Consider the following 23,521-nt stretch of genomic DNA (forward strand, 5'->3'; position numbering starts at 1 on the left):
CCGGCAAATCACAAACCCAACCGTTCTTGTTCGCTTTTGATGTGCTTGGTCACATTCAGGAAGGTATCCACCCACAAGTTGTCTTGATTTTGTTTTAAATATTCGAGCAATTCTCGATGAGCCTCAGCAGAAGTATTGAGATAACCTCCGCCTACACTGTGAAACAAAAAAGTAATCACCGTGCCGTTGGCTTGGGCTTTTTTTACCTCAGCAATCATTTGCTCTCCACTTAGATCAGAGCAACTGGTGCTGGGCATCAGGTAGGGATCTACTTCCTTGAGTGAGGTGGGGACTGGGCTCAGTCCTCTGGCCGCCACAAAAATATGCTGGATACTATCCGAAAAATCCACTCCCTGGATGGTATGATCTACACAGGTATAAGCAAACGTTCTTTCCGTTTTTCCATCCAGTGCGTGTAGCAGTGAGTTTGCTGTATTCAGTTCATTCATCAACTGCGGAAAGCTGTAGCCATCCAGATCGTATTCAGGCCTGATCCATTCAAAATTTCTCTCGCCAGGAATCACCTTTCTACACGGATGAAAGAGCGTGTGATTGGCCAACTCATGACCGTTGGCCGCTGCGACTCTCCATTCTTCAGACCTGTTGGCTACAGATTGTGCGCTGCCTGTCAGATAAAAAGTACCTGCAAACCCGTATTCGTCCAAAGCAGGCACCACGATATCCAAATGACAATCTATGGCATCGTCATAGGTCAATACTACAGCTGCTTGTTTACCATTAGGCCATTGAGGAGACTCTTGCGCCCAAGTACTGTTGGCCATGTTCAGAATGAACAAAATCATCCATCCAAAAACTGTTCTAAATTTCTTTTTGCTAATTACCATGTGATGTTTGAATCAATAAATGAAATTAAGCTTTCAGCCAAAGCTTCCTGTTCGGCTCTACTCGGGTGGCCGGGTGTTCCTTTGTAAGGTACGACATGCGTATACATACGATCATCATTGAGCTGTGCTACAGCTTTTTTGACATACTGCGGCCAGGGAGACCCTTCTTCCGTGATACTCATATTGCCTAGTAGGCAAACCATGTGCGCCTCTGGATTTTTGTTTCTTACTTGCTGAATGAACAACCGGTAGGCCGAAATGATTTCATCCTCACTGGGTTTGAACTCACCGAATCTAGCCTTAAACAGAGGGTATTCCGGTCGCTCTACTAGCCAGCAGTCATTCTGCATAAGGTTTACTACTATGACTTCAGGAGTATATTGGGCAAAGTCCCATACACTGGTGGAATCTTGCGGTATCAATCGATCATAAATCTCCGGCATGGTAAGAGGAAACCAACTGATGGTAATGCCAATGCCGCTTTTGCAAATCGAGTGATACTCCGCTTCAAAATGTCGAGCAACTAGCGAAGCATAGCTCACATAATGGTTCGTATAAATACTGTCTGGCCTGTCCATTCCTGTGGTATCATCTACAGCATATCCAGCAGTGATCGAGTTGCCATAAAACTCCATCTTTCTTTTTCTTGAATGCGCTTTATCCACCTCCATTCGCTTTCCTGTCAGTTCAAACCCCAAAAATGTAGTTTTACCTTTATCCCATTCGGTACGCTTGAAAAGCTCCACACTATGCATGCCTTCAGACAATCCTGCGGCCAACAAATACCTGCTAGACAAGGTATCTAATGGCAGCAAGCGAACACTATCACTGTCAATAATCACATTAAAGTAATTTAAGCCTCTTTCGTCTTGGAGTATCGCAAAAAGGGAATCACCTTCGAAGTTTATTCTGATGGAAGAGCCCGGCCAATACAAATCGGCTTTATCCTTACTTGAATGATCGATTCGGCCGGAATAGCTGATTATCGGATCAGAAGCTGCAATGCTGAGTGATTGATATGATTCACAACTATTTAAAGCTAGAAGTCCTCCTATAAAAAGCAGTAAAGTTATAGGTCTAAGTTTCATTACTTATTCTCCCGGTTCTCTGATTCGATCAATCATCGCTTGTACATCGGATGGCGGCGCTGGGTAAATTCTTGAAATAAAAATGGAAATCACGAAATTTACCAACATAGCGATAGTTCCGAATCCCTCCGGAGAGATACCAAACCACCAATCGTCTTCACCCCCACCACCAAAACCTTGAAGCTTATATTTTACCATATAAAACAACATCAACAACGTGCCGATCACCATTCCGGCTACAGCACCCTCCTTGTTCATGCGTTTGTCGAATATACCCAATACGATCGCTGGGAAAAATGAAGCCGCAGCAAGGCCAAAGGCCAGTGCCACCGTAGCCGCTACAAACCCAGGTGGGTTAATACCAAAATACCCGGCAACAATCACCGCTGCACCAGCTGCAATTCTTGCCCACATGAGTTCCCCCTTGTCGGAAATATTAGGTTTGATCTGCTTTTTGATCAAATCATGGGAAACACTAGTTGATATCACCAATAGCAAGCCTGCAGCTGTCGAAAGTGCTGCCGCCAAACCGCCTGCAGCAACTAAAGCAATCACCCAATTGGGTAACTTGGCAATTTCAGGATTCGCTAATACAATGATATCTCGATCTATTTTCAATTCGTTTTTCGCAGGGTCTGCCACATATTGAATAGTTCCATTCTCATTTTTGTCTTCAAAGGAAATCAGGCCTGTGGATTCCCAGTTTTTAAACCATTGGGTCACATGATCATATTCAGCATTAGACACCGTTTCGATCAAATTGGTACGAGCAAAAGCCGCTATGGCCGGTGCTGTGGTGTAGAGTATAGCAATAAGTATCAACGCATATCCAGCAGAAATTCGGGCATCTTTCATACTCGGTACGGTGAAGAAACGCACGATCACATGCGGCAATCCTGCCGTACCTACCATCAGGGCAAAGGTAATCGCAAACAAGTCAAGGGTGGATTTAGAACCGGTGGTGTATGCTGCAAAGCCCAATTCTCTGTGCAATCCATCAAGCTTGTCCAGTAGATAAGTCCCTGACCCATCCACCAGCTGACTACCAAATCCGATTTGTGGCACCCACTCTCCAGTCAATTGAATAGAAATAAAAATAGCGGGCACCATGTAGGCAAAAATTAAAATACAATATTGTGCGACCTGTGTATAGGTGATACCTTTCATTCCCCCTAATACGGCATAGAAAAACACGATAACCATGCCTATAATAACACCGGTATTGATGGGTACTTCTAAAAATCTTGCAAAAACCACACCTACACCTCTCATTTGTCCGGCTACGTATGTGAATGACACGATCAAGGCGCAGACTACGCCTACGGTTCTGGCAACATCTGAATAATATCGGTCACCGATAAAATCAGGAACAGTAAACTTCCCAAACTTTCTGAGATAAGGTGCCAGCATTAAAGCGAGCAATACATACCCTCCTGTCCATCCCATAAGATAAACAGCACCGTCAAAACCCATAAAAGAAACTAATCCCGCCATGGAAATAAATGACGCTGCACTCATCCAGTCTGCGGCAGTAGCCATACCATTGGCCAATGGTGGCACATGCCCACCAGCTACGTAAAACTCATCGGTACTTCCCGCCTTGCTCCAAATGGCTATGCCTATATACAAGGCAAATGACACCCCTACGATGAGGTAAGTCCAAATTTGAATATCCATGTAGTTAGTCTTGTTTCGTTTCGTGATTGGCGTATTTCTGATCAAGCTTATTCATCAGATAAACGTAGACGAAAATGATCAGCACGAAAGAGTAGATAGAGCCCTGCTGGGCAAACCAAAAACCAAGGCCAAAACCTCCCATTTTTATTTGGTTCAATTCGTCAACCCATAGGATACCAAAACCAAATGAGGTGAGAAACCATATACTCAAGAGAATGATCAGATAGCGAATATTTTGACGCCAATAGGCTTTGCCCTTTTGTTTATCCATCGTTATTATGTTAATAGAGAAATCCTTTAAATCAATTTACTACGAACATGCGATTTATCTTCTGCCCGCCAATGCCAATTGTCAGAATATAAGTTTGACTCCTTAGTGATTTAGAAGGCTCGACCCGGATGATGTCCGCTCCTTGGGAAGACATTCGCAATTTCGCATCTATTTCACGACCAGAAATATCCCTAAGTCGTAAGGAGGTCACCTTATACCCTTTGGTCTTGACAAAGAAATCGCCTGATTTCGATGGATTAGGATAAACCGTGACTGCTTTTTGCAGCTCTTGCTGAACAGTCAACACATCTGATTCGGTCACTGTAAGTTCTATCTCTTCCTCATCACTGAGTGTACCGTCGGACACCTTTAAGGTGAAAATATAAGTTCCTTTGTCTCCATCCTGAGGTTTTAATACCAATTTTCCAGACCCCTTGGTAGTTTCACTAAAAGTAACAAAACTCGGCGCAGCTACTAAATCAAAGCTTAAATCGTCATCTTCGGCATCTGAAGCAGACACAAACACTTCCTTGGTAGCATCTACCGCTACGGTCTGGTTGCCTATATCAGCAAGCACAGGCGAGGTGTTTTCAGTGTTTACTGACAGGTCGAAAAGTTCCGAAACGGACAATGCGCCATTGTCAGCCATGATTCTAATATTTGGATAATCTCCTTCTGAACCTATGCCTGGAGCCAACTCCAACACTGCGGTTCCGTCTCCATTGTCCGTCAAGGTAGCAAATGCCGGAAGGTTGCTGCCCGTGATTGTTAGGGCATTGTCTCCTGGATCTGTGGCCGTAATGTTGATCGTTTTTGTTTCTCCTTCAGCCATGGTCAGATCATCAATAGGTGCAATCACAGGTAAGCTGGAAGAGTAATACTCATAAGCCCCTGCGTCTACCGTACCGTTTGACAATCGATCATTTCCTGCCAGATCCAGAGATGTCAAATCCTTATTGACTCCCACGTTTATGGCAGGGCTTTCTGCTTTTGTCAGATAATTATAGTTCTCAAAGTCCTGGAAATAATCGTCGTAATTAGAAGAACTATTCAGGCCAAATTGAAGGTTTCCTTCTACGGTAGATGTTTCATCGAACTTATCAAATGTAATGTCAGCACCCAGATTATTTCTAATGATATTGTTGAAATTGGTTTGGCCTGTTTTCGAATTGTCATCGATCAAAATCCAAGGAATTTTACTATCAGAATAATGGGGATGCTTGATTACTGTATTGTTTTGCACTCTACTGTTTCGCGCGCCATACAGTGATATACCATGATAATGATTGGTCACTAAGAGGTTGTTTTCCACTACCCATTCATCTGGGTATCCATCAGTGATTATGATGCCTTGCATGGACTCTCCAATGAGGTTATTGTCTATCACAAAGTCGGTAATGGGATCTTCAAAAAGTAGGATTTTATTGAACCTGATAGTCAATCCTTCAGACTTTGGGTCACCAGTTAATATATAAGTCTGGAAGGCATCGTCGTGATTAGTATCATAATCCTCCACATAGCAATCTCGAATTGTATTGTATTCAAAAGTTTGAAATTGACCTAGTCCTCTAATTCCATCTCCAGCAAAGTTGTCTATCAAATTTGAAGTCGCTCTGGAATTATCACCACGCAACGATAGAGCATGGTAGGTGTTTTTAATTGTTGTATGCTTCACCACTACATTTTCACCTCTCATATCCATTCCACCTTTGGCGTTAGCGTACCAGTCGGCCTTGGTCCAGGTCGAGGATTCTTCAGCTGATTGGATCAAGCAGTTCTTAAAGGTAAGGTCCGTACTGTTTACATCGCCCGTAACCAGAAAGCCTTCCTTGCTCAATGCTGACCCTGTTCCATCTATGGTAAGGTCGGCAAATGTCCAATTTTTTGAATTGGCAATGGTTAGTCCATCCAATACTGGATCGTGTCCGCCAAGTGCTTTTACGGTAACCCCATTGTTGTAATTTTTACTCGAAATATACGGCAAGCCGTGATCTCCGGATAGTAAGTAAATTAAATCTCCATCTTCGATTACTTTTCCGGTAGCCAATGCGGTAGCCAACGAACCCCATGGGTTAGCTTCGGATCCATCGTTAGAATTACTCCCGTTGATCGGGTCGCAATATCGGATCGTACCTTCAAAGTTGGTGATCTCAATACTGATCTCTTCAGAATCCTCCAATTCTCCATCAGATACTGTGATGGTGATGTTTTCGGTCAATCCGACATCACCGCTTGAGGTTGGACTTATCGTTAAAGTTGCCGTTCCGTTGTTGTTGTCGACAAGTGAAGCAAAACCTGGCAACTCCTCCGAAACACTAAAAGTAAGAAAGTCGTCGTCTTCATCGCTCGCTGCAATGGTGATACTGGATTCCTCTACATATGAAAGCGACTGGTCGCCTATAGTCGCAAGTACCGGGGCATGATTTTCATTTACCGTAGTACTTCCAGTGACTATCACCTGCCCTTGATCTGGCACAGCCTTCACCAACACATAGTTATCCCCTTCGTGGGTCACCAATGTGGTTAGCCTAGCCACACCATCCTGTAGGGCACTGGCGGATACCCAATCGTTGTTGACTCTAATTTTGACAGTCAATGGAAAGTCGAATACCTCATCCTTCATATCGTCGGTCAATGTAAACTTGATCGAAAGGTCTAATACCTCATCCACTGTCAAACTATGTGAATCTCTTTCCTGGCCGTACTTGGCTGCCTCACTAAATCCGGCGATCCAAAGCTCATCCGCATGATCGTTGATATAGCTCATATGATTTTCAGTATTCGTTTGCAACGTTCCGTTGCTCGTTACTGAGTGGTAATGTGTTGAATACCATCCGCGATAATAGGACGTGCCGAATAGTTTAACTGTTCCTGTCTCATCGAGTAAATTATCAATGTCTTCATCGCTGTTGGTTGCACTCCGGCTATTTAATGCCAAATAATCAATCGAATTGGCTTGGTTCATCACACCAAAGGTGCCTCTCATAGCTACATAGATGTCCCTTGCAATATGCTTATCGTATTCGATGCCGCATGGATAGGCATAAGTCAAAGCTTCACCCGTTGTATTCTCACTAATATCATCTCCGATGCTTTCCAAAGCCGTTCGATACACTTTGTCATTGCTTGTATCGGTTTCGTCTATATCACTATTGATATCGCAATCGTCATGACCATTCACTTCATTTCCTGCATCCAACAAGGTTTGGTATTTGGTCCAGTTAGTCACCTGATTGTCTATAATAAACCAGGTAAATTTCAAATTACTATAAGTTTCTTGCAGCCCAAGCCAAAAACTATGATCGGCTTCAATGTTATCATCGATCGTTATGGTCGCGACTGCTACTTTATCATCATTCCAATAACTCACATCTGCCTCTCCATGACTCGATGGCCACACTTGATCCGTTATGGTAAAACGATCGCCACTAGGTTCATCTAAATTCATCAATTGATTTGGGTCCCTATTTACTATGGATAAGGTAATCGTTTCGCTGTCTTGATCCTCTCCATCGCTAACGGTAACCACCACATCAGAATAATCTGCCAATGTGGATTCCGATATAATCTCAATGTAGGCCGTTCCATCTCCATTGTCTACAAACAACCCTGAAGGAGGTAGGTTGTCAGACACGCTAAAAGTCAACGCATCATCATCTGCATCTGTAGCGGATAGATCCAGTCTGCCATGGCTGTACTGCTGAATATCCAAATCTCCAACAGCAGCCAAAACAGGCGCTACGTTGGGCGCCTGTGCGGTGATGTTGATATCAAAAGTCTCATCGTCTGTATATTCTCCATCAGACACCGTCACTACGATATCTGGATATGTAGCAATAGCGCCAGCGTTAGTAATAGTAATCGATGCCGTGGCATTTCCATGATCTGAAAAGACTGCAGAAGGGGGTAAATTGTCACTGACGGAGAAGGTCAGCGCATCTCCGTTCGCATCAGATGCCGATAGGTTGATCGTTAAGTCCTCTGTAGTTTCTACACTTTGGTCACCTATGGCTGCCAACACTGGTGCTACATTAACCACTGGTTCATGTGTGACTGACAATTTTGCTGGATTAGGATCCTCTCCTCCATGGATTAGAAAAAAATGCGCACCTGTCATATCAGGTTTGTCAATACTTAATCGTAAGAAAACATAGTCTCCAGCCACTGCACCAGCTGTATATTGTGCTTTGAGGTAATTGACTAAATTGTCATTTCCTGATGCTGAGGTTTCTTCAAATCTTTCTGAATCTAAAGTGCCTTGAGCTACATTTTTTTGAAAGTAATCATTTTCGATACCAGTATCACTTCCATTCCCATTTCCAAACACTCCACTATAATGATCTGTTGCTGAAATTGAAACGGAACTGGCGTAATCCAGTCCATATAAATCTACATAACAATCTGCATCTATCCATTCCCTTCCGTAGGATACATATACTTGGAGACTTGCATCGGTTATTTCCTCTCCTGCTGGAATAGCAGGCAATTCAAAAGGAATAATTGCACTGGTCAAATTTCCACTTCCATCTACAGCACTTTTACCAACTTTCATCCCAGATTTAGACGCAAATGCAATTGACTCTGTAAAAGGATTATTTTCTATAACTATTGCAGGATCTGATACGAATCCATCGCCTTCCGGGGCCGTCACCACTATGGTGGTTTGCGCCATTACTAATTGTGACATGAGTACTCCTATCAACCCTACAAAAACTTTCCTCATCATTCCTCTCTTTTTCATGCTGAATGCTAAAAATAATACCTATGATATTTAATTCAAACTTGGCTTATTATCAGTGGCCGTATATAGCTGCCAATGGACATTAAGACAATGAACACACAATTTAAAGGGCCACTAGGATTGGTCTGTCCTGTGCTATATGGTAGCTGTCATTTTGGTAGTCCAACAATCACAGCTATACCTCCGTAATGCGGAAAAACAAAAGACCCAGGCCGTACATTTCTGCACATACCTGGGTCTTTCGGTATTTCAATCAATTAATAGATTATAGACGCTTCGCTATTATTGAATAACCAATCGCTTAGTTACTGTTAATGAAGCGTTAGATAATATCATCACATATTGTCCCTTTGGAACAGAGCGGTTGATGGTCAACTGATAAGGCTGTTTTGATGCTGTGTCGCTCAACTGTACCTGCTGCATCAACTTTCCTGTAATTCCGAACAAGCTCAATTTGCCTCCATTTAGCTCAGCAGGAATTTGAACATTCACTATTCCGTTCACCGTTGGGTTAGGGAATACAGCCATTTCATTTTGTAAGTGAGATACGGAAGTTACAGTCGCTTCCTCTACAGTCACCATGATCGTTTCTATGGCTTGACCCAAACCGTCACTTACTTTCACAACGATATCCTTGTGCTCCCCTAAATCAGCCGCCGCTGGAGTCATTGTCAATTTACCAGTGCCATCTCCATTATCAGTCAATTTGACGAACGATGGAGCATTGTCTGAAATTGAAAACACCAACTGATCGGACGCATCATCGTCTGAAGCCGCCAAGGCCACTTCTGTAGTCTCATCTATCACTGCTGTCTGATCGCCAATGGCTGTCAGAGAAGGTAGAGAATTTTGAACCATCGTTATTTTGATAGTTTCAGATACTGACTCATTTGAATCCGTAACACTTACCACAATATTTTCATAGTCATCCGGAGAAACATCAGCTCCATCTACTTCGATTGAACCTGTTCCATCGCCATTGTCTACCAGCGTCACAAATGCATGCTCACTAGCAATACTGAATGCGAGGTCATCACTATCAGCATCTGTAGCAGATATAGCAATTGAATGTGTTCTTTCGCTGGTCATCGTCTGATTTCCAATGCCGGCCAATACAGGTGCAGCATTTGCACTAACTGTAAGCGTAAACGACTGCTCTACATCATCAAAACCATCAGATACAGATACTGAGATGTCGGCATATGTACCTTCATCACCCACCATTGGGTCGATAGCCAAAGATCCCGTACCGTCTCCATTGTCGGTCAAAACAACGAAATCAGGTGCGCCAGAAAGGGTAAGCGTCAATACGTCATCTACATCAGCATCTGTTGCACTAAGTGCCACAGTTTCTGAAAGCCCTTCGCGAACTGACTGATCGGCAATTGCAGCTAATACTGGCAAGTTGCTTGCATTTACAGTTAATGTAAATGACTGAGTTGATTTTTCTAATCCATCCGTAGCTTCTACTTCTACAGTAATTTCACCAGTATCATCTACTGTAGGACTGATCGTTACTTTTGCCGTACCATCACCGTTGTCTGTGATTGCTATAAACGAAGGAGTACCTGCTGCCAGGTTAAATAACAAAGGATCTCCATCAGCATCGCTTCCAGTGACATCTACCTCAAGGCTTCTTCGCTCGAGCATGGTTTGATCTACAATTGCATCAATAACTGGTGCATTGTTTGGCATGAGAGTAACCGTAAGATATGCGCCACCAGTATTGCTACTAGATTCGTGACTGTTAATATCTACTCTTGCCCAATCAGTCAGTTTAGTTTCCTGATCGGCATTCAACCTAAAGAATACAAAATCACCAGCTTCAGCTCCGGCGGCCAATTGTTCGTTCAAATATTGAACAATTGCCTCATTTCCCTTTTCACTTGTATTTGTCAATCCAACAGCCGTTGTAGGTGTGATAAAGTCTTCTTGAATAGGGTATGCAGATGGGTCTCCTCCATATGGACCAGAATAGTGGTCAGTACCAAGTACCGTAGCAGCATCTCTGTACGGCAATGCCGTAAGATCGTTGCTATGTGGCATCCATGCAGGAACCTGATTGGTTGTCAACTCAAGCGTAGCAGTGGCAATCACCATTCCATCAGGTATAGCTGGAATTTCAAAAGGCATCACGGCTGCATGATCCACTGCATCTGCATCAACATAACTACCGCCCGTTAGTATCTCTGGCGCCCCCGACCAAACAAAAGCCTCTGCTGGGTCATATGCCTCTCCAAAAACTGTATAGCTATCAGCAGCATCTACATAGATGGCATTTGGCGCCTCTGTTACTGTGAGAGTTATCGTTTCTTCATAGGTGTATTCACCAGCAGTCACTGTTACTACGATGTCTCTATGGTTACCGAGATCATCTACATCTGGAGTAAGCGTCAAAACGGCTGTACCGTCGTTGTTATCAGTCAAGGCTACAAATGCAGGCTCTCCTTCAACAGAGAAAACCATTGGGTCTGCCTCTGCAAAAGTGGCATTCAGATCTATAGTAGTCTCCTCATCTCTAGTCACCACATGATCACCGATCGGATCAAGTATCAAAGGCTGATAAAAGGTAACATCCAAGACTGGAGGGTTGTCAGACTCATGACTATCGATATCTATTCTTGCATAAGTAGTTGCATTTGCTACGTTTACATTAACTCTCAAGAAAACGTAATCACCTGGCTCTGCACCTGCCTGCAACTGAGCATTCAGATAGTCTGTTAGAGACTCGCCACCCTCAATTGTAGTTGCAACTACACCTGGCTCCACCGTCTGACTCGTGGGACCAGAAGTTGCTGCCCACTTTTGTTGTATCGCAGTAGCGTTTTCATCACCATCATAAACCCCTTGATAATAATCTGTACCTAGAACTGTTGGTTCATCTCTATAATCCAGCCCATATAAATCGTAGTCTACATAAGCCCACGTAACCACATAATTGACATTAGCAGAAAAAGTAGCCGACTTAAAAGAATTACTGCCTTGTGGGATTTCTGGAATTTGAAAAGGCATAACCGCTGCCATGTCATATTCGTCAGCTGCATCTTGCCAGTTTACTCCTCCACCAACAAGCATCTCTGTTCCGCCCCAGTTGAGTACTGCAGGATTTCTTGTATCTACGTGATAATAGAGGTCAATATCCTCAGGCTCAGATTCTATTGTAAAAATCTCTGAATATTCGTTCACATTGATCACCACATCTTGGGTGTTGGTGCCTGTTGTACTCGTCGCTGTTACTGTAATTGTATATTGACCCAAGTCTCCCACCTCAGGAGATACACTAATCGTAGCAGTATTATCCCCATTGTCCATAAATGTCCCGAAACCCGGCAGTCCACTTTGTGTCAAAGTGATAGCTGCATCAAGTGGGTCAACTGCTTCCACTGTGACTTCAAGGTCCGATCCCTCATTAACGTTCTGTTCATCTAGTTGGACAAACACTGGATCTGTATTTTCAGAAATGTGAGTTAAAACAATATTTTCTGTATCATGATTTCCAGGGTCTGCCACGTTAAAGTCACCGTTTACTACAGCCATACCCGTTAGATTAATCACCTTATTTCTAAAGGTATATCCATCTGCAATGGTGATTTCACTTCCTCCATCTGGTGTAACATATACATCATAAGACATTGTTGAAGCATCGACTTCAACTCGCACAGCGTAGGTAGTCCCTGCCGAATAAGTTAGATCATTTTCACTAGCATATCCAGAGCCATCATAAGCATCTATCATACCAGAGCTATTGAATCTAACAATTACTGACATGTCTGAATAGGTAGAAACCGCAGCTACATTAGTCAGACCTGTCACAGCATCAATGTTGACCTTTTCAGCAGTCATGTCAAACTCAAACGTAAATTCACCGGTCTGCACACCTTCTACAAAATCAAAAGTTTGCCAAGTGTTTAATTGACTGGTTACGTCTGCAATTTGAGCAGTGGCATGGTAGGAGAACCCAAGTAAGGCTATCCAAATCAAGGGCACTACCCTCTTTAATTGTATAATTTTTTTCATTCGACTAATAGTTAATTTTAATACTTTGTTTTTGTAGCTAAGAAGTGGATCCGGCCTTACCGAATCCACTTTCTTATTTAGTCCTTATTATTTTTTCAAACAATAAGATTTGTTTGTTGTTGTGAATATTTCTATTCAAATACTAATCTATGGATACTCAAAAGTGCTTCTGTCCTGTCCTACCCTGTACCCTACTAAATATATTGGGCATGTCAGTTATCAGCCAGGTATAATTCAAAAACTAATAAGTTGAGTATTTTCTTTAGGTTAGATAGGTCGGTAGAAAACCAAGTAGCAGACTGCCATTTTCCCCCAGCAGACTGCTCTTGATCATCACGTTCAATAATTTCCCCCGAAACGATTGAACAATTTGTTGTTGTAGAATTGTATTTTAAGTGATGACAATTTACCTGCATATACAACTCTTATTGTCCTGTCTTATCCTGCTATTTGGAAATAAAAGAGAAACCCTTTTGAATACATCAAGGGCTTCTCTTCCTTTATATTTATTTAATGAGGAATCTTGACTTATAAACCGACTGTTCGTCTGAAAGATGAAGTAGGTATATTCCTGATTTCATCTCGTCGAGATTGGAAATTTGATATGAAGTTGAACTCTCATATTCCATATTTATCATCCTGACTACTTGACCTGCATTGTTAAAAATTCTAATCACACCATTCGATGAATTAAATCCAGTGGGTAGTGTTAGATGAAGATCGCCAGACTGTAATGGATTAGGATAGAGTGAAAGTTTCACTACATCTACCTCAGCTACTAACACTTCTTTTGAAATCCTAGCCCCACTATCACTTCCTGACACCAGCGTCAAGGTAGGCTTATTACTGTTGTTTCCATCATCTGCCGTGCTCATATTCCAATAAGAGTAATTGGACTCGTCTATATCAGATTCAATTTTGAAAAAGACATAATCTCCCGCTACTGCTCCGGCATCATATTGTGCATTGATAAAGTCTGCCAACTGCTGATCATCAGTGATAGATACAACCCCCGCAGCTGTACTGCTGGTGATGTATCCGGTCTCGATCAGAGTGCTCGATGCCGTGTAATCTGCCACTTGCACTCCACTGGTGCTTCTATAAGTCACGCCAGACAAATTCATATTTCCAACTGGTGAATTGACCTTCGCCACCAGATTCATAGAAAACGACGCCTGAGCCACTTCGTGCCCAGCAGGCAACGCAGGTAGCTGGAAAGGCATGATCAATCCGGCATCATAGGCCGAACTTGCGCCACCCACACGAGCGGTAGTTTGTCCTACCCACTGCGTAGTGCCGTTGGTACGAACTTCTTGGTCATCGGCATGTGCATAAATGGTGAAAGACTGACCTTGCACCACTTCATTCACTGTGATTGTGATCGTTTCGCTGTCAGTATCCGTTCCATCTGTCACACTAATGACAATATTGGAGTAGACACCATCGTCTCCTGAAGCAGGGCTGATGGCCAACGTAGACGACCCATTGCCATTAGACGTCAAGCTTGCAAAAGTGGGCAAGCCTGTAGCCGTGATCGTCAGGTTATCATTATCCGTATCTGTGGCAGTGATCGACACATTCAATGTTGCATCTTCGTCGACAGATTGATGGCCGATGGCCGCAAGTACAGGAGCTGTATTTCCAGCCTGAGGAGCCGTCACTGTCAGGTCGAACGATGCAGAGCCGTTAACCTGGCCGTCGTTGGCCGTAATAGTGATATTACTATAGACTCCAGCGTCTCCTGCCGCAGATACAACAGCCACCGTTCCCGTACCATCGCCATTGTCGGTGAAAGTAGCAAACGTTGGCAAGTTGGTGGCTGACAAGGTCAGATTATCTCCATCTGCATCAGAGGCTGCTACGGATACATTCAGACTGTTGCCTTCTTCTACACTTTGTGCAGCTATACCATCCACAACAGGTGCATTGTTGGTAGGTGGTGTGCCTGACGTATTGATTTGAACTTCCTGATAATTGTTCCACGAAGAAGCAGAATTGCCACCGCCGATGATTTTCACATAGCGTGCTTGCGTATCGGTAAAATCGAAGTTTTCCAAACTCAAAGTTGTACCACTACTGGTACCGTTGTATACTTCTGTATAATTGACGCCGTCATTAGAAAGCTCGATACTAAAATCATACGTACGCTCATCACCCAATCCAAAGGCAATATCGACTGAAGTAACCGTCATCGTGCTACAGAAGTTTTTCTGCAACCATTCGGTTCCATCAGCGGACCATTTGGTGTTTAAGTCACCATCCATCGCTCCTGCCGGAGGATTGTAGCCCCACTGATCATCCTGAAAGGTACTAGCCCAAAGTGTATCGCAAGTGAATCTGAATGTTCCAGTATTTCCAGTCGATATGGTGTTGCCAGCGTAGTCCTGCACGTTGCTTACCGTTAAGGTATTGATCTGGTTTCCACCCAATGTAGACACTTCCATGGTTACCGTACGATTGTCACTTTCCAACGTTGCCGACTGTACCGTCACTCCATTATTGATACTGTAGTTGGCCGTATTCTCTGCCGTAGCAGGTGTTACACTTTCTGTATAACTAAAGGTGAACACATCATCTAAGAAAGTATCATTAGTAGCTGCCAATTCAGGGTCCACACTATCTGACGAAGCAGAATACTCAAAACATCCAGCATCAACCGTAGGACCAAACAATCGTGCGTTTCCATCTAGATCCAAAGTCGAAAGATCTGTATTGACACCCGCATCAATCCCCAGGCTTCCTGCTTTCAAGTGAAAATCATGATTGACATAATCTTCGAAATACGGCAGGTAATTATTGTAATTGGACTCATCTATATTGATGTTGCCTTCTACGGTAGACGTAGCATCAAAAGTCCACGTCGTAAATTTTGCAGCGATGTTGTTGCGTATCACATTGCTAAAGTTATCCTGCCCGGTTTTGTTCTGCGCCTGACAAGAAATCCACGGCACTAGATCAGTATCCGTAAAGTGTGGATGCTGTACTACTGTGTTATTCTGAATTTTACAATTTCTGGCTCCATAGAGGGTGATACCATGCGTTTGGTCGTTCATCACCAGGTTGTTTTCTACTACCCAGCCATCACCAAATCCATCAGTGATAATAATACCTTGCATAAGCGTACCGATCAACTCATTGTCAATCACAAATTGAGTGATAGGGTCTTCGAAAAGCAAGAACTTGTTGTATCTCAAGGTCACACTTTCGATTTTCAAATCTCCATCGAGTTTGTAAGCCTGAAATCCATCGTCATGCTGTATGGCATAATCATCGATGTAACAATCTCTTACAGTATTGTACTCATAAGTAGAAAAACTACCCAATCCTCGGATCGCATCTCCGGCGAAGTTGTCAATCGTACAATTGGTCACATAAGAGTAATCTCCTCGTAAAGAAAGCGCGTGATAAACGTTGGTCATCAGCGTATTTTCGAAAGTGATGTTTCCGCCTCTGAAGTCCGCACCACTAGCCACGTTGGCATACCAGTCATTTTTCGTCCAAGTAGAAATATCATCCGCCGATTTAAGTGTCGAATTCTTAATCGTGATATGCGAGGTATTAGCATTCCCGGTCAACATAAATTCCTCTTTGCCCAAACTAGCTGTAGACGCATCTATGGTAATACCATCGAATACCAAATGCTGGCTATTGTCTATGGTGAGTTTAGAAAATACCGGGGCATGACCTGACAGTGCTCTAAATGTAACATCCTCAGTTCTGGCCATATTGCCAATGTAAACCGCTCCATAGTTTCCATCCAGTAGATAAACTAAATCTCCATTTTGAATAGAAGTCGGTTGAATAGAAGCCCATGGATTGGACTGGCTGCCATCATTACTATTGTTACCACCGACAGGGTCTACATAGTAAGTATTACCTATCACAGTACCAGGCGCATAAATGTTGACAACCACCACCTGATCATCTGTATCTGTACCATCTGAGACTGAGATTGTCACATTTGTGGTACTTGCATCACCTGATTGTGGGTTCATACTAATGGACCCGGTGCCATCACCGTTATCTGTTAGACTAGCAAAGGTAGGTAAATTTGTTGCTGAAAAAGTCAGCGCATCTGCATTGGCATCGGTTGCCGAGATATTGACCGTCACTGAACTTCCCTCCTCTACATTTTGGTTGGCAATGGTAGCCAGTACTGGGGCTGCATTCGCGCCTCCTTCAGGATTTACCGTGATGGTAATATCCTCAGTATCTGCGTCAGTACCATCGCTGGCCGAAATCGTTACATTATGGCTGCCTTCATCTCCAGATTGCGGATTGATTTGAATTGTTCCAGTACCATCTCCATTATCCGTAAGTGTTGCAAATGATGGCAAATTAGAAGCAGTAAAACTGATTGCATCACCATCTGCATCAGTAGCACTGATGTTCTTGGTAATACTTGCTAATTCATCGAGTTGGGCATTGCCTATTGCCGCCAATACTGGGCGGGCATTGCCACCTGTTCCAGCATTGAATTCATAGGCACCTGCATCTACTGTTCCGTCCGCGATTCGAGCATTACCATCTAAATCTGTTGCGGTCACATCTGTATTTACTCCTGCATCGATAGCACCGCTCCCTGCTTTCAAATGAAAATCAAGATTGGCGTAATCTGCAAAGTAAGTGCTGTAATTAGACGTATTGGTCGTGATGTCCACATTATTTTGCACCGTAGAAGTCGCATCAAAAGTCCAGGTCGTAAACTGACCCGCGATATTATTTCTAATTACATTATTGAAATTGGTCTGGCCAGTTTTTCCCTGATCATCCAGGTATATTCTTGGCACAGTGGTGTCTGTGAAATATGGATGCTGAACCACCGTATTGTTTTGAACTTTACTATTTCGTGCACCATACAGCGATATACCGTGCGCCTGCTGACTCACGATGAGGTTATTTTCCACCACCCATGAGTCTGCATATCCGTCAGTAATGATTAGCCCTTGCATGAGTGTGCCAATCAAATTGTTGTCAATCACAAATTGAGTGATCGGATCTTCAAACAATAGAATTTTGTTGTAGCGCAGGGTCACTCCCTCAATCTTAGGGTCCGAGTCCAGATTATAAGCTTGAAAGCCATCATCATGCTGGATGGCATAGTCGTCGATATAACAATCTCTTACGGTATTGTATTCATAAGTAGAAAAACTACCCAAGCCTCTAATCGCATCACCTGCGAAGTTGTCGATCAAGTTGCCATTAGCTACGCTATGATCTCCTCGCAGTGATAAGGCATGGTAAATATTTTTGATGGTCGTATTCGATACTGTAATATAATCAGCTCTCATATCGATACCACCTTTTACGTTGTTGTACCAATCTGTCTTCGTCCAAGTTGAAGAACTCACGGCAGACTGTATGGTACAATTCTGAAAGGTAATATGATGTGAATTAACATCTCCAGTTACCAGAAACCCGTCCTTAGTCAATGTAGAATTAGTACCATCGAACATCACTCCGTCAAAAGTCCAATTGGTGCAATTGTTTAGACTAATACTTGTCACGGTAGGATTGTGACCAGTCAGCGGAGTGATCGTGATACCGTTGGCAAATGTATAATTCTGCACATAAGGAGTGCCATGGTCTCCATCCATCAAATACAAGGTGGCTCCGTCCGCTATGGTCGGTGCGATATACGCCACCGCTGCAAGTGAAGCCCATGGATTGGCTTGACTACCATCGTTGGCCATGTCTCCGTTTACGGGATCGAGATAATATACTGTACCTGTAGGTGCTGTACTTACGGTAATAGTTATCGTTTCTTGCGAAGTGGCTGATCCATCAGACGCACTCACCACGATACCAGTATACGATCCAGCGGTACCGGTTCCGGGGTTTACTGAGATGGTACCAGTGCCGTTGCCATTGTCCGTCAAGGAAGCAAAGGCAGGCAGATTAGATGCTGACAATGTAATTGCATCGCCATCCGCATCAGTAGCCGAAAGGTTCACCGTTAGGCTACTGCCTTCATTCACGTTCTGATTACCTATAGCCGCTAATACGGGAGCGGAATTAGAAGGTGCAGACGAAACGGTCAAAGTGAAGCTCTGGCTGTCGGTAGCCGTACCGTCGTTGGCGGTAATAGTAATGTTGGCATACGTGCCTGCATCCCCTACTGCTGGTTGAAAAGATACTTGACCCGTGCCGTTGCCATTATCCGTAAAAGAGGCAAAAGCTGGTAAATTCGTAGCAGATAAAGTCAGCGCATCGCCATCTGCATCAGTGGCTGACACGTTCACTGTGCTGCTGGCACCTTCTTGTGTGGACTGATTGGCAATAGCTGCCATTACTGGTCCCGTATTACTAGATGACTGTATATCTATGGTGAGATATGGTCTCTGTGAACTGGTTGTAGCATTTTGCGAAGCGATGTCCCAGTAGTTGTATTGTGAACCTGCATTGCCATTCATGTTGAGTCGGATAAAAATATACTCTCCACCAACTGCTCCATTGGCATATTGCGCATTTAAGAAAGTGGCAAGCGCAGTATTGGCTGCCGCATCCGTGGTGGTAGATCCTGTAGAACTACTGGTTGTGAAAAAGGCCTGTTGAATAGCAGTGGCTCCTGCGTCACTTCCATAAGTACCTCCAAAATAATCAGTCCCTGAAACAGCTGATGAGGCTTGATAAGGTACAGCATATACATCTACTTCGTCTGAAAGATTCCCTGATTTCCCAACCAAATAGGTGGTAAAAGAGGCTGTGGCAATCTGCTCTCCTGGTGCCAATACAGGCAACTGAAAAGGTATGATGGCACAAGTGTATTTATTGGTACCTAGACGATGCGTGGCATAGCCTACCCACTGCATGGATCCGTTATTGTTCACCGAATTATCATCGGCGCTTGCCGCAATTTGTGAAGTCCCAGTAAGGACTAAATTTGAATGTTTGGCACTACTTGCGATGCTATTGGCATTGGCCCCAATAATCATCGAAATACCCAAAATTAACTGTAGTAATTTCCTCATATCATGCGTTTTAGTAAAATATTAATTTTTCTCGTTAGTGGGCATTGTGAAGTGAATGGGTCGGGTTGCTTAATGATTATTCACTGACGTGACTGATGCTACTGGCCGTTTACATACGAGTCCAATTTCCACTTTAACAAATATTGTCTATACCACGCAATCTTGGAATAGACATTTTGATGAGACTTTTAAACAAAATGTTTTTTACTATCTTATTAAAAGTCAACACTTTTTGATATTATTTAAAAAATATACCATGCATTGTATCACAAAAAAGCCATCCCGATAGAAATCGAGATGGCTTAAACACTTCACTAATATTCCTGAACTGAAATTCAGTATGTTATATTATTAATTAATGTCATAAAGTAGTCTTGGCGCTTTGGAAGCCTGGTCTGCACTCCACAAAATCACTCGACCGAATGTAGGTGCGTCGTCTACGCTCACACTCACTCTGAAGAATACAAAGTCACCTGGTTGTGCACCAGCATCTAGCTGCGCATTGAGATAATCCATCACTGCCTGACCGCCTTCGGAACTTGTGAATATGGATGCGTCCTTCTCCGTTTTTTCATAAGCAAACCTTTGCTGCAAAGCAGTTGCATTAGGGTCTCCGTCGTAGGTACCTTGATAGTAATCCTTGCCAAGCACAAATTCAGAAGTTCGATAGGGTAGTCCGTATAAATCATAATCTTGAACAGCCCACGGCGAAATGTCTTTTACAAACATGTTCAGCGCAGCAAAAGTGAATCGTTCACCTGGTTGCATGTCTGGGATTTCAAAAGGAAATACGCCTGTCAAATCATATATATCATTTTCCGGGTCTAGCCAACTAACTCCTCCACCTATGATAATTTGTGTGTCAATCAAGGAGGGGTTTGGACTGGCTGGCTCTTTCGCAAACTCACCAAACATGACTTCTGTATCTGCAACATCCGCCAATTGAATGTTAGGCTCTGTCACTTCCACCATTATGTCTAAAGAACTTGCAGAACCATCAGTCCGTCCGTAAAACTTAATAATCTCTGTGCCTATATCACAATGATCACACTGCTGTCGCGGTTGAAAAGTCAACAGACCCTCTCCACCACCCAGATCTTCAAAAGATGCGTATTCGGGTAAGTCACCTACTTCTATTGAAACACTACCCTCTAATGGATCTAAGGCTTTCAATGAGATTTGTCGGTAGGCCCCTTCCACCATTGTGACTGCACCTTGATGAACAAAAGACAATTCAGAAGTTTGGCTATGCGAGGTCAGTACAATATTGAATACACTATGTGTAACAGATTTTTCCAGATTGGTGCCTTCAGCATATAATGTCATGGCCTTGAGATTAGCAGACTTTTGCCTGAACGTATAATCTCTAGCTACAATGAATGTATTGAGGTGTGAATCTGTTACAGAGATAGTATATATTTTTTCAAATACATCTACTTCCATTCGGACATGATATTGCTGTCCGCTATAGTACTTAACTTCTGCATGGTGATCTTCAACATCACCATTATAACTTTCAATAATACCAGATTCATCAAATTTTAAAATGATAGACAATGACTCATAATCAGTAACATCTACAGAACTAGAAAGCCCTACGACAGCATTAATGTTGTTATCATTCGGAATTACATCAAATTCATAAGTAAAGACCCTTGTTTGAATTTCTTCAAATTCTATCGTTTGCCATGAATCCAGTTTCCCGACATAGCTTATCGATAACTCCTCGGAAATATCTCCAACGTCCAATTTATCAGGTCCATCTTCGCAGGCCATTAAACTTGTTAAACATGCCAAAAAAATAAAAACCGTCCTCGCAATTTTCATAACTTAAAAATTAATTATTCAATTCTTCTATCTTCAAAACAGATATGGCATATAGAATACTCTATGCTCAAATATCAAAATTTAAAGGGCTAATCTAAATGGTCAAACTGACTACATATTTAACTCTATTGACTATTAAAGGAAAATGAATATTGAATGGTATAGGGTATCGATGTTATCCATTAGGACTTCAATTTTAAGCAACTATCATCCAATCAAATCATCTCAAACCAGGAGGATCGTTCAAACAAAAAAGCCATCCCGATAGAAATCGAGATGGCTCAAACACTTCACTAATTTGTCTGAAATGATTTTCAGTAGACTATTTAATTAATATCATAAAGTAAACGCGGAGCTTTCGAAGCTACGTCAGCACTCCACAAAATCACTCGACCGAATGTAGGTGCGTCGTCTACGTTCACGCTTACTCGAAAGAATACAAAGTCACCTGGTTGTGCGCCAGCATCTAGCTGCGCATTGAGATAATCCATCACCGCCTGACTGCCTTCTGAACTTGTGAAAAGTGTTGCATCACTAGCTGTTTTTTCATTTGCAAACCTTTGCTGCAAGGCTGTCGCGTTAGGGTCTCCATCATAAGTTCCCTGATAATAATCCGTACCTAATACGAATTCTGATGTGCGATATGGCAAGCCATATAAGTCGTACTCCTGAACAGCCCACGGCGAAATGTCTTTTACAAACATGTTGAGTGCGGCAAAAGTGAATCGTTCTCCTGGTTGCATGTCTGGAATTTCAAAAGGAAAGACGCCTGTCAGATCATAGATGTCATTATCAGGATCCTGCCAGTTTGAGCCTCCTCCAATGATTATTTGTGAATCATTTCTCCAGGGGTTTACATTGGCTGGATCATTGGCATAATCTCCAAACCAAACTTCTGCATCACCAATATGGCCTAACAATATTTCTGCTTTTATTACACTTACATTGATATATTGTGAATTACTTGCAGAAAGGCTCGATGCCACAATTTCAATTTCTACATCACCAACATCACATTCCGAACAATCCTGGTATGGATTTAATGTCAAGAGTCCTTGACCATTTCCTAAATCTTCGAACCTAGCATATCTAGGTAGAAATTTGGCCTCAAGGGTAACATCCTCACCTAGTGGATCTGTAGCTTCAACTAAAATTTCTTGAAAAGCTCCTTCTACCATCAAAATATCATCTACTTCTTTGAAAGAAGGTTTCAGGTTTTGGGTATGAGAGGTCAGTTGAGTGTTGAATACCCTATGTGTACCAGGGTCATCCAATTGCCAATCACCAGCTACTAATGCCATGGCTGTTAGGTTAGCCGATTTGTTTCTAAACACATAGTCCTCAGCAACCTTAAATTCATTTAGGTTAGGGTCCGTTACAAATACACTATACAATTTTTGGAACACATCAATTTCCATTCTCACATGATATTGCTTCCCGGCTGTATACTGAACTTCTGCATCATGATCATAAAATCCATCGTTGTAAGAATCAATGATACCACTTCGATCGAACCTTACGATCGCTGATAATGCGGAATAATCTGTCACCGCAGCGGCATTGGTAAGCCCAACTACGGCATCAATGTTATCTTTACTTGGAATCATATCGAATTCGTAAGTAAAAGTTCCAGTCTGCATTTCGTCAAAAGCAAGTGTTTGCCAAGCATTAAACTTACTAGTATAACTACCAGGAAGTGAAGCAATAAAATTGATTGGAACTGTATCAGATACAGAGCCTCTTTCGGCGATAAAATAGGTGAGCTGTGTGCCTTCTTCCTCTGCGTAAAAAATATATCGCAAGTCCGTGCTTAATATCTCTTCATTGTCATTTTCATCCAATAATACATAGCGAACATCAGTACCTTCCAGCGGACTTACCTGCAAATCTAAGATTACAGAATCTCCAATGTAGGCTTCATAGCCTAACCAGGCTTCACTCTTAATATTGCCTCCTGAACCTAATTTATAAATGACTAGGTCTGAATCATCCAATGGAGGGTTTACAAACTCCTCTGAACAAGCCAATAGAAATAGGCTGATTCCCAAAAACGCGAATAATATATTTTTAATTTTCATAAATTT

The 23,521-nt window shown here is 42.7% G+C and carries 9 protein-coding genes and 1 pseudogene; all 10 read right to left on the bottom strand.

What is annotated here, in order from left to right; genetic code table 11:
* Positions 1-8: 8 nt before the first annotated feature.
* The 10 genes and pseudogenes from R8N23_RS19140 to R8N23_RS19180 all read right to left on the bottom strand — a co-directional run bounded on the left by R8N23_RS19140 (position 9) and on the right by R8N23_RS19180 (position 23,515).
* A complete protein-coding gene (locus R8N23_RS19140) occupies positions 9-845 on the bottom strand; it encodes a polysaccharide deacetylase family protein (RefSeq protein WP_318173214.1) in 837 nt (278 codons plus the stop codon).
* Positions 839-1,933 carry a GDSL-type esterase/lipase family protein gene (locus R8N23_RS19145; RefSeq protein ID WP_318173215.1) on the bottom strand — a complete coding sequence of 365 codons (1,095 nt, stop codon included), beginning with the start codon at positions 1,931-1,933 and terminating at the stop codon, positions 839-841. The genes R8N23_RS19140 and R8N23_RS19145 overlap by 7 nt, the downstream gene beginning before the upstream one ends.
* A 3-nt stretch (positions 1,934-1,936) precedes the next feature.
* A complete protein-coding gene (locus R8N23_RS19150; RefSeq protein ID WP_318173216.1) occupies positions 1,937-3,610 on the bottom strand; it encodes a sodium:solute symporter family protein in 1,674 nt (557 codons plus the stop codon).
* 4 nt (positions 3,611-3,614) lie between these two features.
* Positions 3,615-3,887, bottom strand: coding sequence for a DUF4212 domain-containing protein (locus R8N23_RS19155; RefSeq protein ID WP_412071670.1), 273 nt, complete (start codon positions 3,885-3,887; stop codon positions 3,615-3,617).
* A 25-nt stretch (positions 3,888-3,912) separates the two neighbouring features.
* On the bottom strand, positions 3,913-8,622 hold the full coding sequence (locus R8N23_RS19160; RefSeq protein ID WP_318173218.1) for a choice-of-anchor Q domain-containing protein: 4,710 nt from the start codon (positions 8,620-8,622) through the stop codon (positions 3,913-3,915).
* A gap of 282 nt (positions 8,623-8,904) precedes the next feature.
* Positions 8,905-12,639 carry a T9SS type A sorting domain-containing protein gene (locus tag R8N23_RS19165; protein ID WP_318173219.1) on the bottom strand — a complete coding sequence of 1,245 codons (3,735 nt, stop codon included), beginning with the start codon at positions 12,637-12,639 and terminating at the stop codon, positions 8,905-8,907.
* 506 nt (positions 12,640-13,145) lie between these two features.
* Positions 13,146-16,187, bottom strand: a complete 3,042-nt coding sequence (locus tag R8N23_RS20950; protein WP_412071671.1) for a discoidin domain-containing protein — start codon at positions 16,185-16,187, stop codon at positions 13,146-13,148.
* A 366-nt stretch (positions 16,188-16,553) separates the two neighbouring features.
* A pseudogene (locus tag R8N23_RS20955) lies at positions 16,554-19,610 on the bottom strand (putative Ig domain-containing protein); the annotation flags it as partial.
* 351 nt (positions 19,611-19,961) lie between these two features.
* Positions 19,962-21,386 (bottom strand): hypothetical protein, encoded by a 1,425-nt coding sequence (locus R8N23_RS19175; protein WP_318173221.1) that lies wholly within the window; start codon positions 21,384-21,386, stop codon positions 19,962-19,964.
* Between the two features lie 377 nt (positions 21,387-21,763).
* On the bottom strand, positions 21,764-23,515 hold the full coding sequence (locus tag R8N23_RS19180; protein ID WP_318173222.1) for a hypothetical protein: 1,752 nt from the start codon (positions 23,513-23,515) through the stop codon (positions 21,764-21,766).
* Between the last annotated feature and the right edge of the window lie 6 nt (positions 23,516-23,521).

Source organism: Reichenbachiella sp., from assembly GCF_033344935.1.
Classification (GTDB): Bacteria; Bacteroidota; Bacteroidia; order Cytophagales; family Cyclobacteriaceae; genus Reichenbachiella.